The sequence below is a fragment of the Pseudomonas mediterranea CFBP 5447 genome (assembly GCF_000774145.1).
In the GTDB taxonomy this organism is placed as follows: Bacteria; Pseudomonadota; Gammaproteobacteria; order Pseudomonadales; family Pseudomonadaceae; genus Aquipseudomonas; species Aquipseudomonas mediterranea.
Map to the genome: position 1 here is coordinate 1 of NZ_KN322981.1, position 15,182 is coordinate 15,182.

The following is a 15,182-nucleotide window of genomic DNA, read 5'->3' on the forward strand; positions in this document are numbered from 1 at the left end:
TATATCGGCCAATGCCTGGGCGTGCCCCAGCTCAATGAACTGCTCAAGGTCATCACCGACCACTACATCGAGAAGGGCCTGGTCACCAGCCGTGCCTACTTGCCGCAGCAGGACCTGTCCAGCGGTCACCTGCAGGTACTGGTGGTCGAGGGCCGGCTCGAAGGCTTGAAAGGCGCCGAGAACAGCCAACTGTCGGAGCGTGAATTGGCGATGGCGTTTCCCGGCAAGACCGGTGAGCTGGTCAACCTGCGGGAAATCGAGCAGATGGTGGACCAGCTCAATCGCCTGCCGTCGAATCAGGCGCAGATGGAGCTGACCCCCGGCCAGAACGTCGGCGGCAGTGAAGTGCTGGTCAAGAATACTCCGCAGAAGCCCTGGCGCGCCGGGCTGTCCCGCAGCAACGACGGCCAGCGCAGCACTGGCGAGCAGCAGTGGGGCACCCGCTTCGAGTGGGACAGTCCATTGGGCCTGGCTGACCAGTTGATGCTGCGCGGCGGTCATGACGCGATGAGCGATCACCAGCACACCTCGCGCAACGCCATGCTCTATTACAACCTGCCGTTTGGCTGGTGGAACCTCAGCTACACCTACAGCCAGAGCGAGTACCGCTCACAGATCGCGGCCAACGGTTTCAACTTCAAGCAGAGCGGCGACAGCCAGAACCATCAGTTGCGGGTCGAGCGCGTCATCCATCGCGATGCCATGAGCAAGACCTCCCTCAACACCGGTCTGGCCTACCTGCGCAGCAACAACTTCATCGAAGACAGCAAACTCAGCGACAGCAGCAATCGCATCAGCGAGGCGCAATTTGGCATCAACCACGGCCGTCGGGTCGGCGGTGCCTTCGTCAACCTGGACCTGGGCATGCAACAAGGCATCGGCGCCTTCGATGCCCAGGGTGACCATGACCCGGGCCGCGGGCTGCCGAATGCGCGCTACCGCAAATACACCGCCACCGTCAGCTATCTGCAACCCTTCCAGCTATGGGGCGAGTCGTTCAGCTTCAGCAGCCTGATGACCGGCCAGCGCAGCGAGGATGCGCTGTTCGCGCCGCAGCGCATCAGCCTGGGCGGGGAGTCCTCGATTCGGGGTTACAAGGATCAATCCTTGGCCGGCGACAGCGGTGGCTACTGGCGCAACGACCTGCGCTGGAGCCGCCCGGTGACCCTGCAATGGCTGCGTCCGGTATTCGCCGAGTACGGCACCAGCCTCGGCTATGACCAGGGCGTGATACGCGGTAATCACTACAACAAGGAACCGAGCGGGCGCATGTCGAGCAATTCGGTGGAGCTGTTCGCCCGCGGCGAGCACCTGAGTGCCAGCGTCACCTTTGCCCACTCCCTGGAACGCCCGGCTGCCCTGACCGAGCGCGAAGCGCCGATCTATTTCCGCGTGGACGCCTTTTTCTGATTCCGGCTTCTTTAAATTCTGCTGTAACCGAGACTTGAACATGGACGATCGTCAATACGCCCTGCTGGCCCGCCAACCTTCCGCTGCCCTGAAAACCCGCGACTCGTTCTGGGGCATGCCCAAGCGCGGCCTGGCGTTTTTGCTGGCCAACGTCATGTTCTGGCAGCCAATGTGGGCCCAGGCGGGCGGCATCGTCGTCAGTGCGCCGGGCACCAGCCTCGGCCAGGCGGGCAACGGCGTGCCCATCGTCAACATCGCCAAGCCCAACGGCAGCGGTCTGTCCCACAACCAGTTCAAGGACTACAACGTCGGCAGCAACGGCGTGATCCTCAACAACGCCACCAACCCCGCCCAATCCACGCAGCTGGGCGGGATCATCCTCGGCAACCCGAACCTCAAGGGTACGGCGGCCCGGATCATTCTCAATGAAGTCAACGGCGGCAGCCCCAGCCAGTTGCGCGGCTACACCGAAGTGGCGGGGCAGTCGGCCCACGTCATCGTCGCCAACCCCTACGGCATTACCTGCAACGGCTGCGGCTTCATCAACACCCCGAAGGCGACCCTGACCACCGGTAAACCGATCATCGAGAATGGCCGGTTGGACCGCTATCAGGTTGACCAGGGCAGCGTCACCGTCGAAGGCGCGGGTCTGAACGCCAACAACGTCGACCGCTTCGAAATCATCACCCGCAGCGCCAAGATCAACGCCGAGATCCAGGCCAAGAACCTGACCATCGTCGCCGGCCGCAACGACGTCGACGCATCCACCCTCAATGCCACCGCCCGCGCCGATGACGGCAGCGCCAAACCGCAACTGGCCATCGACTCTTCAGCCGACCCGCCGTACATGCGGCCCCGCTAGTTACTGGTGGGCACCGAGGCCGGCGTTGGGGTGAAGCTGGACGGCAAGATGATCGCCAGCGGTGGTGATATCCAGCTCGACGCCAATGGGCATCTGAGCCTGGCGCAGACCGCTGCAGCCGGCGCCGTCAATGTCAACGCCGCCAGCCTCGACGCCCAGGGACCGGTCTACGCCGGCACCGCATTGACCGTGAAAACCCAGGGCGACCTGACGAGTCAGAACAACCTGGTGGCCCGCAACAGCATTCGCCTGGACAGCGGCGGCACCCTCCGCAACAACGGGATCGTCGAAGCCGGGGTCAACGCGGACGACACGCGCAATACCAGCGGCGACGTCACCCTCATCGCCAAACAACTGAACAACAGCGGCAAAACGGTCGCTGCCAGTCGCAACCTGACGGTCACCACGACCGATACGTTGAACAACCAGGGCGGTACGCTCAGCGGGCAGAACAAGACCACCGTCACCGCCAAGGTCGTGGATAACCGCGCCAAAGGACGCATCCTGGGCAACACCGAGGTGAACGTTAAGGCCGATCAAGTGCTTAACGGCAGCGGCGGCCTGATCAACAGCCAAGGCGCCCTGCAAGTGACGGCGGGCCATCTGGATAACAACGGCGGTGAACTGTCGAGCCTGAATGCCGCGACGCTGGTACTCGGCAGCCTGGACAACCTCACCGGCCTGGTGATGACCGGCAAGCAGCTGGATATCAGCGCGACCGGCGCCGTCAATAACCAGGGCGGCGAACTGTCGACCCAAGGCCTGATGACCCTCAAGGCGGGGAGCCTGAACAACCGCGACAAGGGCACTATCGCCGCCAACGGCAACCTGGTGGTGACCGCCACAAAAGGGGCGGTCAACAACGGCAACAATGGCCTGATTGCCAGCCGCAACGCCGAGCTGAAGGTGACCGCCGCCAGCCTCGACAACGCCAAGGGCACCCTGCAGGGCAAAGGATTGGTGACGGTCGACATTACGGGCGACATCGATAACCAGGCCGGCTCGATCATCGCCCAGGACGCGAACCTGAATGTCTTTGCGACCAATCTGGACAACCGCGGCGGTGTACTGTCCAGCGTCAAAGCCGCCTTGGAGGCGCGTGCCACTGGCGTGTTGAAAAACGGCCATGACCTGAATGGCCAGGGCGGCACGATCCAGGCGAAAGGCCTGACCCTCGACGCCCTCGCCGGGCTGTTCAACGACGGCGGACGTATCGCAGCGCAGGCTGGGGACGCCGTACTCAATACCGGCAGCGCCCGTTTCGACAACAGCAACGGCGGTCTCTATGCCAGCGGCAAAGTGAAAGTCGACGCACTGAACCTGAACAATAGCAGCGGCCAGATCAGTGCCGGGCAGATCGACCTCAACCTCAACGGCGCCTTGGACAACACCAAGGGCATCATTGAAGGCGACAGCAGCCTGGACGTCCTCGCGGCCAGCCTCGTCAATCACAACGGCCAACTGCGCACTTTCGGCCGCAACAGCACCACCGTGTTCTCCATCGGCGGTCTGTTCGATAACAGCAACGGCACCCTGGAAACCGTCAGCAACGATGTCGGCTTCACCCTCGGCAGCCTGAACAACCAGAGCGGCAAGCTGCGCCACATCGGCGCTGGCGCATTCGGCCTGAACCTCACGCAATTGGGCGCAGTCGGCGGCAGCCTGGTGACCTACGGCACCCTGGTGCTTGACGCCGACAGCTGGACCAACAGCACCTCGATCCAGGCCGAACACCTCACCGTCAACGTCAACCACCTGACCCAGACCGCCACCGGCCAGTTACTCAGCGCCAACAGTTTCACCGGCACCGGGATCGACTGGCGCAACGACGGCTTGATCGGTAGCGACGGCCTGATCGATGTCCAGCTCACCGGCCAATACGCGGGCAACGGCCGCTTGAGCAGCGTGGGCACCTTGGGCCTCAAGGCCGCACTGATCGATCTTGAGAAAAACGCCAGTGTCGCCGGCGGCGGGGAAACCACCGTGCATGCCGATGGCTTGTTCAATAACCGTGGCCGCGTGACCTCGGCGGCGGGCATGAATGTCACGGCGCAGGGCATCAATAACCAGGGCACCCTGGGCGGTGCCGGGTTGCTGAGCGTTGGCACCGGTGCATTGCGCAACGAAAACGGCCTGATCTTCAGCGGTGCCGACATGGCCCTGAAGGTCGACAGCCTGACCAACCTCAACGCCGACATCTACAGCCTGGGCAACCTGAGCATTGACCGCGACGGCCTGGGCACATTGGCTTCCAGCATCGTCAACAGCTCCGGTTCGCTGCAAAGCGACGGCAACATGAGCCTGGCCGCCAGCACCATTGAAAACGTGCGGACCGTGTTGAACACCAACGACGCTGGCATCTACACCGCGTCGATCAGGGAAGTCGCCTGCATCGAAGGTGTCAACGCTGGGGATTGCAGCGGCGGCAAGGAAAACCACGTCTGGCAGATCATCCAGCGTGACAAGTTCGAAGTCACCGCCGCCAGCGCGGCCTCCAGCATCACTTCCGGCGGCAATCTGAATATCCGGGCCGGTGACCTGACCAACAGCAGCAGCACCATCGGCGCGGGCGGCGCCCTCACCGCCAACCTCGTCAGCCTGAACAACATCGGCATCGAAACCCACGACACCGAAACCTCGCGCACCTTCATGTCCGAGCGCACGCGCAGCCCGGGTGGTTGGCGTGCCCTCGCCGGTACGTTCACCAACAAATATTGGTTCCAGAGCCCTGGCTACAACCCTGCCAACCTCGGCGGCCTGGAAGCTGACATGAGCCGCTTCATCGGCACGACCGAACGCGAGCTGCCGGAGCTAGGCAGCAGCCGGTCCCTGTCCCACGATACCCAGACCTACGCCGCTATCATCCAGTCAGGCGGTGCAATCGATATCCGCACCCAGAGCAACGCCAACAACAGCGTCATCCGTGGTGGATACAACTACGTCGGCGCCGGTCCGCGCACCGACACCGGTGCCGACGGAAAAGTCTCTACCCGCATCACCGTCAACCAACAGCTCTCACCCGACCTCGCCCAACAGCAGGTCAACCCGGTCACTTTGCCCGGCTTCGACCTGCCCACCGGCCAGAACGGCCTGTTCCGCCTGAACGAAGGCACCGGCACTCCGACCCAAGGCAGCGGCCTGAACCAAGTGCGCGGCCTGCCGGACCGCTCGTTCCAGGCCAACCCGCAAAAATACCTGATCGAAACCAACCCGGCGCTGACCGACATGCGCCGGTTCATGAGCTCGGATTACCTGCTGTCCAACCTGGGCTACGACCCGGACGACGCCGCCAAACGCCTGGGCGACGGCTTCTACGAACAACGCCTGATCCAGCAAGCCGTCATCGCCCGAACCGGCCAGCGTTTCCTCGACGGCCAGACCTCCGATGAAGGCATGTTCAAGTACCTGATGAACAACGCCATCGCCAGCAAGGACGCCCTCAACCTGTCCTTGGGCGTAAGCCTGACCGGCGAACAAGTGGCGGCGCTGACCCACGACATCGTCTGGATGGAAACCCAGACAGTGAACGGCCAGCAGGTGCTGGTGCCGGTGCTTTACCTGGCGAACGCCAACCATCGGCTGGCGCCGAATGGGGCGTTGATCCAGGGCAGCGACGTCACGTTGATTGCCGGTAAGAACCTGAACAACGCCGGGACGTTGCGGGCGTCGAATAACTTGGTTGCCACGGCGAATGACAGCCTGGTCAACAGTGGGTTGTTGGAGGCGGGGAATCGGCTGGATGCGTTGGCGAGTAATGATCTGACTAACCGGGCTGGCGGAGTTATTGCCGGACGGGATGTGAATGTTGTTGCCCTGACGGGCGACGTGATCAACGAGCGCACCGTCACCACTCACCAAAGCAGCAGCGGCTATCGCACCGAGCGCACCGACTTCATCGATAGCGCCGCCCGTATCGAGGCCGCCAACAACCTCACTATCGGCGCCGGGCGCGATATCAACATCGTTGGCGGTGTGCTGAAAAGTGGCAACGACACCATTCTCGACGCTAAACGCGACGTCAATCTCGTCGCCGCCGAACGCATCACCAGCGGCACCCGCGGCCGTCATCGCGACGAAGACATCAAGCAATACGGCTCCAGCCTTGAGGCCGGTCGCGACCTGACCGCCAACGCCGGACGCGACCTCAACGTTGTCGCCAGCCAGATCGATGCCAGACGCGACATCGCCATGGCCGCCGCAGGGAACTTGACCCTGGCTTCGGCGGCGGATGAACAGCACTCCTACAGCAAGAGTAAGAAGGTCACCCGTCAGGAAGATCACGTCGATCAGGTGTCTTCGACCGTGACTGCTGGGGGCCGCGTTGCACTGAGTGCCGGACAGGATCTGACGCTGGTGTCCAGCAAGGTGAAGGCTGAGAAGGAAGCCTACCTGGTGGCGGGGCGCAAGCTTGAGCTGTTGGCTGCGCAGAACTACCACTATTCGCTGTATGACATGAAGAAGAAGGGCGGCTTCGGCAGCTTGAAGATGCGTCGTGACGAAGTGACGCAAGTTACCCATGTTGGTAGCCAGATCCAGACAGGCGGCGACCTGATACTCAAGAGCGCCGCTGACCAACGTTATCAAGTCGCCAAGTTACAAAGTGGCAAGGATCTGACCATTGATAGTGGTGGTGCCATCAATTTTGAAGGTGTCAAGGATCTACACGACGAGAGCCATACCAAGACCGATAACAATGCGTTCTGGAACTCTGCGAAGGGAAAGGGCAATACCGACGAAACCTTACGTCAAACTCAGATGGCGGCGGCAGGTGAGATCACCATCAAGGCGGTTGAGGGCCTAAAGATCGATATCAAGCATGTCGATCAGCAAACGGTCAGCCAGACCATTGATGCGATGGTAAAAGCCGATCCACAACTGGCCTGGATCAAGGAAGCTGAGAAGCGCGGCGATGTTGACTGGCGACAAGTGAAGGAAATCCATGAGTCCTTCAAATACAACACCTCGGGACTGGGCCCCGCTTCGCAGTTGATCATCGCCATTGCCCTGGCGGCTGTGATGGGGCCGATGATGGGTGCTTTGAACTCCATTGCTCAGGCGGGAGCCATCAGTGTAGCGACCAAGGCGACGGTGAGTACCATTGATAACCGAGGCAACTTTGGTGCGGTGCTCAAGGATGTCACCTCCAAGGACAGCATAAAAGGCTACGCCGTATCGATGGCTACGGCAGGTGTTGCACAGGGGCTCAACTACAAGCCCAGCACCGTCAGCTTCAACACTGAGGGCTTTAAGACCGTCGCCATGAAAGTAACGGCGGACGCTGCGATTAAAACAGCCGTCTATGGCGGTAGTTTTAAAGACAACTTCGCGACTTCGGTGGCTGGAACAGCGGCAAGCATTGGTGGGGCATACGGCGCCGGGAAAATCGGTGACCAGCCACTCACCGAAGGTGGCTTGGAGAAGATCCTTCTGCACTCGGCCTTGGGCGGCCTGATGGCCGAGGTGATGGGAGGTGACTTCCGCACGGGAGCTATAGCGGGTGGTGCCAACGAGGTTCTGATCGGCTTGCTCGGAGATAAGTTACTGCCCTCTAACCTCAAGCCCGGAACGCCTGAGTATATACAGGCACAAGAAAACTTGGTCGCGCTTTCGAAGATCGCCGGTGTACTGGGGGCTGCGGCCACCAATGGGGATCTCGATGTTGCGGCGCAGGTCGCTGAAAACGGCACGCGGTACAACTTCTTAAACCATCGAGATGTTCTGGAGCTTGCTGAGAAAGCCAAAAACTGCGAACTCGAAGGTACCTGCGATGCTTTACAGGCTGAGGCGAATGCTCGGGACGCAGCAAATCGCCAGCGGCTAATGGATTGTCAGAGGCTCGGCAACTGTCCCGAAATTCGAGCGGAAATAGATGCTGGCTCCAAAGCCATAGACAATCTGGTTGCTACGTTACCGGAGGGGAAATCTGCAGATATTCTGGGGAAATTTACTGGAATAGGAGGCGGGAATACCCGCGATTGGACGACAGTCGGTCAGCTTCATATTGAGCAGGTTGCTCATATGTTTGTTGACGGAGACTCTCAGTGGGCGCCATCGTTTGGGCAGTGGCTGGATCAGTCGGGGTTCAGTCCGTTCTCTATCAATGCGCCTGGGTTGTCGGCCACGGTAGTCCCGGGGGGGATCAAGACCAGTACATCTGTATCTGCGGATAATGGGTATTTTGATGTTTTGCCGGGTAATAATGGTTCAAAATCCCCAGGTTATACGGTAGTACGCAGCGATAACGACTTTTCGTCATCGATTGGGGGAAATGGAAAACCAAAGGCATACATCAATGAAGATGGTGTTCTGGTTCCTCCTAACCCAGAGGGGACTGGTAGCATTCAAACACATGTGCGAGGAGGTGGTTCTGAAAACTCTCCCTACATCTCCGTAACCGACCCGAGTGCCGCCTCGAATCCTAAGGACTACGGCGCGCATAAAATCGAAATTGACGTGACACGATTGCAGCAGGATATTGATTCCGGTGTATTGCCAAATACCAAATTCTTGAGCAACCGTGAAATCGCGGCCGAGATGCAATCAAGGGTAGATGCGGCGCGGGAAAGGTACACGAACAACCCGTCCACGAAAAATGAGACTTCATTGACGAGGGCAGAGGCAGACTTGCGGAACATCACTCGTGACGGAGAGTGCTTGATCAAGGGCTGTGTCCCGGCAAAATATATAAAATTTATTGATTGATAGGTGCTCGTCATGGATCGGAAAACAAACGAACTGCTTAATAGCATCCCAGAACATGCTGACTATGCTGCCGATGCGGGAGATTTGGATCCGGAGGATATTCCGCAGGAAAGAATGGATGCTGTAATGGATTTGCTTCATCACGCGGACAATGATGTGGTGCGTTTTTTAGCTGCGAAGTTATTGACCAGTTGGGGGGTCCATGATGGCCTTATGGCCTTGGAAAAAAACATGGAAAGACCCGAAGCTGTCGAGGGCATCTATACTCATAGACTACACGGATACGATGATACTTATCGTCAGATACTTATGGCGGTGATCATGTATTTTGCCAATATGGCTGACAGAGGGGAGAAAGAAGTGGCGAGAGCCCAAGTCTATTCGCTCTTGTCGAAAATCATAGCGTTGGCGGGCAGTAAGCCTTTTGATATAGCTGATTTCCTTGCTTTTGTGAAGCGTGAAAAATATGTGGAGTATATACGTCTTCTTGAACAGCATCTTGTTTCGATAATTGACCATCCCGAAGTGCATCGTTGGAAAATTTATGATGCTATCGAACTGTTGATGAATTTTGAACCTGAGTTTGTCGTGTCACTGTTGAAAGAAAAAAACAAGACGATTGATGATTTCAGGCCTGCAGTTACGCCAGTGAACGGAAGGCAGAGTTAGGTCGGGCCTTGAAGGGAAGATGCAAAAGAATTAGAAGTTCTGTCGCTCGTTCTAAAGAAAGCGGGAATAGACCACGTTGTCAATTCGGTCTGCTGTTAATGATGATTACGTGTTTTGTAATTCACGATTTACTGCGGGAATCGAGTCCGTGATCGGACGACAAGCTCATCGAGGATGCTCAAGGAGGCCGGGAAGCATTAATTTCCATAACTGGAAACGTGCTCTGCTTCCGTTTCGCCTTTTAATCTGAAATAGGTCTGATATGAATGCACGGCAGGTAGAGCTTTGTAAGAATCTAAGGAGGATGAGCTCTGATCAAGCTGCTGATTGGTTGATTGGCACATATCCTATAGCATCTAATGACTGGGGAGAAGCAATCTTGCTCTTGTCGCATAGGTCTTGGAGAAAGGCGGAACAGCGGAGGCTGGCGAGTTATTATTTTAAGAAGTTACCTTTTTCTGGCTGTCGAGGGTATGAGGCTTTTGCATCTATTATGTCAGTGGGTTTAATGATTTTCTGTATTAAAGGCGCTCTGGCGGAGGTGTCTAGGCGAGATTTATTGCTCTATTATTTGGTTCCAGTATTGAATCGTGCAGCGAAGAATGAATTGGATCGACAAAGAATAAATGACCTTATTGTGGAGGTGTCATGAGTGTATTTGATGTTCTGGAAAAATGGACAAAACAGAACAGATTTGCAATAGGCGACCCGCTGTGTCGCTAGGCTGTAAGTGAGTTTGTGCTTGTTTGCTATTTGTTTTCGCTTTTGTATTTTTTAGATATAGGAATTGATTGATGTTTCCACGATATTTCCGCTGGGTCTCGATGTTGGGTGTTCTTGCTGCCATAGTTTTATTCGCTTTTACAAGCCTACAAGTGTTTACCGGCAGCGCTCCGACAACAGATTTGATTCGTCCCGTCATCGGAGCTGTCGCGTTTGCGTGGGCTTTCACTCAATCGACCAAGGCCTGACCTGGAGTGAAAAATCAGGGAGAAAAAGAGCGGATTTCCTTTTTCCACCTTGGCCTATTTAAAACGGACACCAAGGATCCCCACCGTTAGCGCTTTCCAATATCTTCGGAAAATTACGTCCAAAGCCCCAGCCGGACGCAACGGCGGTTAGGGTGGTTTTGCAGGCGGGATTTTTTTCCGAGACGATCACGTTCATATAGAACTGGTCGCCGTAGATCGTTGGCGCCCAGAGCACCATGTCGCTTCTTTCGGCGTTGGTGTCAACTTTCAACTGGATGGTGCTGACGAGTGTTCCGCCCGTCGTGAGATTGGTTACTTGAGGGTGGTAGCAATGACTCAAATAACCTTGTACCCGTTCTACGACCACCGTCCGATCCTGCGTCAAGCAATACTCGGGGCTGGCTACGCCAGAGCGCAACAGGTCATCCTTGGTGTGCGGATGGAGCGAGCAGCCGCTCAGCAACAGAAAAGTGAGTGCTACGTATTTCCTATACATCAATGAGCGTCCTGATTGTTGGGTAGGCGGTGACACGGCGACAGGCTTTGTCTTCGTTATTTATCAGCGTTAATGGTTACGCTTACCTCTTTTCGCTCACCGGCAGAGGAGAGCTCATAGACCTTCATGACGTAGTCGTCTGCGATAACCGTTTCAATCAGATAGTTCTTTTGAGGTTCTGGTGTGAATACCTGAGCAGCCGGCTGTGGGGTGATGGAGTAGCCGAACAAGGAGTGCATGGGAATGCCGTTAAGGGTGGCTATTTGTCTCTTAACCGACGCACTCACTTTCAGGGGTTTTTCGGCCGTTACCAACGTATCAATGCTGTCCGTACCGCCTGCCATTTTCTTCAGATAGCCCGGTACGCGTTTGAAGTAGTTGGCGTCGTAGACGCGCTCGCCAGCGGAGGACATGGTGTACTCATTCGCGTCGGCAGCGCCGAGGAAATAGCTGACCGGATGATCACCTGCGCCGCCAAGGGTGCGAAAGGTAAGGCTTGCTTGGTGCTGATTTGATGCTAGCGGGATTACCGGCTTGGAGGAGGGCTGGACGCTCACTTGGCGACTTCCACAACCGGTGATTGCAAAGGCGAGCGTTACTGCTAAAGGAAGAGCGAGATAGGTTTTCATTCGATCCCTGAAATGAAATGGATTTTTGGCGGGTATAAGACGTCTAGTCTACCCGGACGTCCAGTGATTGGGGTAATGGAAGCCAATCGACGGCTCTGGTGTTATTTGCCCTGGACAACATATCCCGTGGACTTGGCGCCAGCGGATCAACCAGTGCTGAAGTCGTGGCACCGACCGTTTCGTCATCGAGCAGAAAGCGGGGTTGGCGATTCGTATGAAATGGTCGACTCAGAGAGAACGAAACACTTTGTATAAAGACCTTTCCCATTGACTTGCAGGACATTTCCTAGAAAATCCCAACCCCTTGCGCCTGCCGTTTCCGGTGCCTAGTCTTCGTCCACCGCTGCCAATTCAGCGGTCGGGTTTAGTCGCTCGGTATTCCGTTAGGCGCAAGGTCTTCTTGAAGTCAGGCTACAGTGTTGTCGCTGATTTTATGGTGGCTGTGCGCAGGGCACCCTCGGGTGCGCCGGTTTCCTAACGTCCCGGTCGACTAACCTGCGTACAGCCGCCACCCCACCTCGTTTAGTCGCGAGCAGTGGCGGCTCCAACTGACGTTAGGAGTACCCATGGACAAACTCATCCCAGACCCACCCGTCCCACCGCTGCACCTGGACATCGCCGCCGATGCCAACGCCGAACGCGTCATCGATTCCTACCTGAACCCCAAACCCGCCCAGCCCGACGAGAAACCATCCCCCGATCAGCTCTTCACCGTCGTGGATGGCGTCGATGCCGAGAGCCTGCTGGCCAACCTCAGCGAAACCCTGGCCTCCGCCAATGTCATGGCCGGTGATCTGGCGTTCGAGCTGGAAGGTTCTCGACGGCATTTCGCCTTGGGGCTGCAGCAGTTGATCGAACTGGGGCAGCTCTTGGCAAACCGGGCACTGGACACCGTCGATCCTCGATAGAAACTTAAAGTTTGGGTTTGGTCGATGATCAAACCCGTTTTTTGCGGCAGCATACGCAACCTGCTCACTTCGGACGCATAGACCGTGCAGACCTCCAACCGCAGTGCCCTGATCGCCCAACTCGCCACCGCACCCGATGACACTGCCGCGCGTGCCGCGCTTTATCGCGACCTGCTTGATACGGCGGAGGTTTCGCTGGAGGGTTTGCGCGTTGCCGCCGGCCTCTGCGATCCGGCTGCCATGGCCGTGATTGCCCAGTTGAACACCACACCCCACAGGAATCGCCCCGGCCCCTTGTTGTCGCAGCTTCGCGGCCTGCCGGTGGATCATGTGGCGCTGGACGATGCCGAGCCGCATTGGCTTGATGCCCTGGCCGGGCTGCCCTTGCGCACGCTGATACTCAACGGCCCGAGGTTCAGTTGCGGTCCGGATATATGGCGGCGTTTGTCGGGTGTTGCCCTGCAGCATCTGGAGATCAGCAGCTTTTCCCGCGACGATGACGCGACCAGTCTGCCGTCACTCGAACGCCTGCGCTGCCTCAAGTTGGACACCTATGGCGAAGACTTCGACGACAGTTTCCTCAGGCAACTGGGCGGCAGCAGGCTGCAAGAGTTGTCGTTGAACCGTTGCGATGACCTTACGGACGACGGCCTTCGGGCGCTGTCGTCATTCAGGTTGCGCTCACTCACCTTGAAACGCGCCGGAGAGCTGACTTCAGCGGGAATGCGGCACTTGTGCACGCATCCACTCGAACAACTGACCATCAGCTCAAGCGGCGCCATCTTGCGGGATCCCTCCTGGCTTGCCGATATGACGGCCTTGCGCTCGCTGAGCCTCGATGACTGTTACGCCTCGGACAGCCTGCTTGATGCCATTCGCGACCTGCCGATCGAACGGCTTTCGTTGCATTCCGCGTACCTCTGCGAGGACGACTTCGAGGGGTTCGAGGGCATGCCGCTTGCCTATCTGGATATCAAATGCTCACGCCAAGTGATCGAGCGCCTGGACGTGCTGCACGGGTTTCCACTCAAGCACCTGGGGCTCTCCGATGTGCAAGGCATCGACGCGCAGACGTTACGTGATCTGGAGGGGCTGGGCCTGGAATCGCTGGACCTGTCGTTGAACGAGGTGAACTGGAAGATGCTGAAGCAACTGGCCGGCCTGCCGCTGAAGCGGCTGAATCTCAGTTTCTGTCAGGGTATGGATGGCAAGACATTGCGCAAGCTGACCGAGCTGGGCCTGCCGTTGGAGCAACTTGAAATCAGTGGCCTGGACCTGCGTGATGCCGACCTGGCTTGTCTGCGTGACATGCCGCTGCAACGTCTCGGCTTGTATGAAAGCCCGTGGTTGACCGACGCCGGCGTCGCTCATCTTGCGGGGCTGCCGTTGCGGGACCTGACCCTTGCGGCGGGGCCGGGGGAATCGCAGCTCACGACCGCCATGGTGCCGGTGCTGGAGCGGTTGCCGCTGGAGAGGTTGTTATTGAGTAATTGCTCGGGGATCAGCACAGAGGGTTGGGATCGCTTGGCACGGTTGTCGGCCCACGTGAGCGGGCCTGGTATTTGACGCCCGTACTTTAAATCCGGGCCTCGATAGAAATAGGCAAGGCTCCCAGGCAAACCGGCATAGGTGCCCCATTTCTCGATAGCTACCATAACCCCGTACCTATCGATTGGAGCTCGCCATGCACAGCAGTAAAACCCTATTCATCACGGGCGTGAGCAGTGGCTTCGGCAACGCCTTGGCCCGGGAGGCACTTGCCGCGGGTCACCGGGTCATCGGAACCGTGCGCAGTGAGGCGGCCTTGCAGGCCTTTGAAGCGCTTTCAGCGGATCGTGCCTACGGCGTCATCCTGGATGTCACGGACTTCGACCGGATCGACAGCGTTGTCGCGGCGACGGAGGCCGCTCATGGTCCGGTCGATGTGTTGGTCAACAATGCCGGCTACGGGCATGAAGGCATTCTCGAAGAGTCGCCGCTGGAGGAGATGCGGCGTCAGTTCGACGTCAATGTGTTCGGCGCAGTGGCGGTGATCAAGGCGTTCCTGCCTTATTTCCGCACGCGGCGTGCCGGTCATATCCTCAATATCACCTCCATGGGTGGCACCATCACGATGCCGGGCATCGCTTACTATTGCGGGAGCAAGTTCGCCCTAGAGGGCATCTCCGATACGCTGAGCCAGGAACTGCGACCGCTCAACATCTTCGTGACAGCTGTCGCGCCCGGCTCGTTTCGAACGGATTGGGCAGGTCGTTCGATGCGCCGCACGGCGCGTAGCATTGCCGACTACGACGCCAGTTTCGATCCGGTACGCAAGGCGCGTGAGGAGAAAAGCGGTAAGCAGCTCGGCGATCCACAGAAGGCTGCGCAAGCGATGCTGCAAGTGATTGCCAGCCCGACGCCACCTGCGCACCTGTTGTTGGGCAGCGATGCGTTGGGCCTGGTGCGGGCCAAACTGAGCCGTGCGGCCAACGAGATTGATCAATGGGAAGCGCTGACCCGTTCGACCGACGGATGACCGGCAAACAGGAGGAT

The 15,182-nt window shown here is 58.1% G+C and carries 8 protein-coding genes and 1 pseudogene; 7 read left to right on the forward strand and 2 right to left on the reverse strand.

The genetic code is table 11. The features are described from left to right. The 4 genes and pseudogenes from N005_RS03070 to N005_RS27960 all read left to right on the forward strand — a co-directional run. Positions 1–1,410 (forward strand): ShlB/FhaC/HecB family hemolysin secretion/activation protein (locus N005_RS03070; RefSeq protein ID WP_047699318.1); only part of this gene is annotated, 1,410 nt, incomplete at its 5' end. A 40-nt stretch (positions 1,411–1,450) separates the two neighbouring features. Further along, positions 1,451–7,804 (forward strand): annotated as a pseudogene (locus N005_RS03075) (two-partner secretion domain-containing protein); the annotation flags it as partial. 1,182 nt (positions 7,805–8,986) lie between these two features. Further along, complete coding sequence (locus N005_RS03080; RefSeq protein WP_047699320.1) at positions 8,987–9,643, forward strand: hypothetical protein; 657 nt, start codon at positions 8,987–8,989, stop codon at positions 9,641–9,643. Positions 9,644–9,947: 304 nt separating this feature from the next. Further along, on the forward strand, positions 9,948–10,295 hold the full coding sequence (locus N005_RS27960) for a hypothetical protein (protein WP_231983249.1): 348 nt from the start codon (positions 9,948–9,950) through the stop codon (positions 10,293–10,295). A gap of 377 nt (positions 10,296–10,672) precedes the next feature. Here the strand turns inward: N005_RS27960 and N005_RS03085 are convergent, their stop codons facing one another. Together N005_RS03085 and N005_RS03090 are read right to left on the reverse strand one after the other, a co-directional pair. Further along, the gene (locus N005_RS03085) at positions 10,673–11,110 is read right to left on the reverse strand and encodes a hypothetical protein (protein ID WP_047699322.1); all 438 of its coding nucleotides are present in this window, start codon (positions 11,108–11,110) and stop codon (positions 10,673–10,675) included. Between the two features lie 56 nt (positions 11,111–11,166). Next, positions 11,167–11,739, reverse strand: a complete 573-nt coding sequence (locus N005_RS03090) for a hypothetical protein (RefSeq protein WP_047699324.1) — start codon at positions 11,737–11,739, stop codon at positions 11,167–11,169. Positions 11,740–12,305: 566 nt separating this feature from the next. Between N005_RS03090 and N005_RS03095 the strand changes: the two genes are divergently transcribed. The 3 genes from N005_RS03095 to N005_RS03105 all read left to right on the forward strand — a co-directional run bounded on the left by N005_RS03095 (position 12,306) and on the right by N005_RS03105 (position 15,165). Next, entirely contained in the window at positions 12,306–12,647 is a 342-nt protein-coding gene (locus N005_RS03095) for a DUF6124 family protein (RefSeq protein ID WP_047699326.1), read from the forward strand. Positions 12,648–12,731: 84 nt separating this feature from the next. Beyond that, complete coding sequence (locus N005_RS03100; RefSeq protein WP_047699328.1) at positions 12,732–14,213, forward strand: leucine-rich repeat domain-containing protein; 1,482 nt, start codon at positions 12,732–12,734, stop codon at positions 14,211–14,213. 118 nt (positions 14,214–14,331) lie between these two features. Further along, positions 14,332–15,165, forward strand: a complete 834-nt coding sequence (locus N005_RS03105) for an oxidoreductase (RefSeq protein WP_047699330.1) — start codon at positions 14,332–14,334, stop codon at positions 15,163–15,165. Positions 15,166–15,182 lie beyond the last annotated feature (17 nt).